A 1,542-nucleotide genomic window follows, 5' to 3' on the forward strand; every position below is an offset into this window, starting at 1 on the left:
GGGGCGGCCTGCGGTGTGTTCGTTGGCGACACGCTGCTGATGACTGCGGCTGCCGCTGGCGGCGCGTCGCTGCTGATGGCCAGCCCGCAGATCTTCTTTGTCGTGAAGATGGTCGGCGCGATCTACCTCGGCTGGATCGGCATTCAGCTGCTGCGCGGCGCGATGCGCACGTGGCGCGGTGAGGCCAGCACGGACGAGGCGCCGCGCCTCGTCGACGCGAGCCAGCCGTTCAAGAAGGCCCTGGTCGTCAGCCTGCTGAACCCCAAGGCCATCGCCTTCCTGCTGTCCTTCTTCATCCAGTTCGTCGACCCGGCCTATCCGCATCCGGCGCTGACCTTCCTGATCCTGGGTTCCATCATCCAGGTGCTGAGTTTCATCTATCTCTCGACGCTGATCTTTGCCGGCGCCCGCCTGGCCGCCGCCTTCCGCGCGCGCCGCCGGCTGTCCAGCACTGCCAACGCCAGCGTCGGCGCACTTTTCGTTGGGTTCGGGGCCAAGCTGGCCACGGCCACTCTCTAAGCAGACCGCCATGCCGAAACGTACAGACCTAAAAACCATCCTCATCATCGGCGCGGGTCCGATCATCATTGGCCAGGCCTGCGAGTTCGACTACTCCGGCGCCCAGGCCTGCAAGGCGCTGCGCGAGGAGGGCTACAAGGTCGTCCTGGTCAACAGCAACCCCGCGACGATCATGACGGACCCGGACACGGCGGACGTCACCTACATCGAGCCCATCACCTGGCAGGTGGTCGAGAAGATCATCGCCAAGGAGCGCCCTGACGCGGTGCTGCCGACGATGGGCGGCCAGACCGCGCTGAACTGCGCGCTGGACCTGCACAAGCACGGCGTGCTGGCCAAGTACAACGTCGAGATGATCGGCGCCAACGAGCATGCCATCGAGAAGGCCGAGGACCGCCTCAAGTTCAAGGACGCGATGACCAAGATCGGCCTGGGCTCGGCCCGGTCCGGCATCGCGCACTCGCTGGAAGAAGCCTGGGCCGTGCAGAAGCGCATCCACGCCGAGATCGGTGGCGCGGGTTTCCCGATGGTCATCCGCCCCAGCTTCACGCTCGGCGGCTCGGGCGGCGGCATCGCCTACAACCCGGAAGAGTTCGAGACCATCTGCAAGCGTGGCCTGGACCTCTCGCCGACCAACGAACTGCTCATCGAAGAGAGCCTGATCGGCTGGAAGGAGTACGAGATGGAGGTCGTCCGCGACAAGGCGGACAACTGCATCATCGTCTGCTCCATCGAGAACCTCGACCCGATGGGCATCCACACCGGCGACTCCATCACCGTGGCGCCGAGCCAGACGCTGTCGGACAAGGAATACCAGCTGCTGCGCAACGCCAGCATCGCCATCCTGCGCGAGATCGGCGTGGACACCGGCGGCTCCAACGTGCAGTTCTCCATCAACCCGAAGGACGGCCGCATGGTCGTCATCGAGATGAACCCGCGCGTGTCGCGCTCCTCGGCGCTGGCCTCCAAGGCGACGGGCTTCCCCATCGCCAAGATCGCCGCCAAGCTGGCCGTGGGCTACAC

2 protein-coding genes are annotated in these 1,542 nt (G+C 65.7%); both read left to right on the forward strand.

Annotation, left to right across the window (positions count from 1 at the left end; genetic code table 11):
* On the forward strand, positions 1–519 hold a 519-nt coding region (leuE, locus tag ACXJKR_RS32165; protein ID WP_457326313.1), incomplete at its 5' end, for a leucine efflux protein LeuE.
* A 10-nt stretch (positions 520–529) separates the two neighbouring features.
* Positions 530–1,542: carbamoyl-phosphate synthase large subunit (carB, locus tag ACXJKR_RS32170; protein WP_457326314.1), on the forward strand; the 1,013-nt coding region annotated here is incomplete at its 3' end.

This window comes from Roseateles sp. P5_E11 (assembly GCF_054049355.1).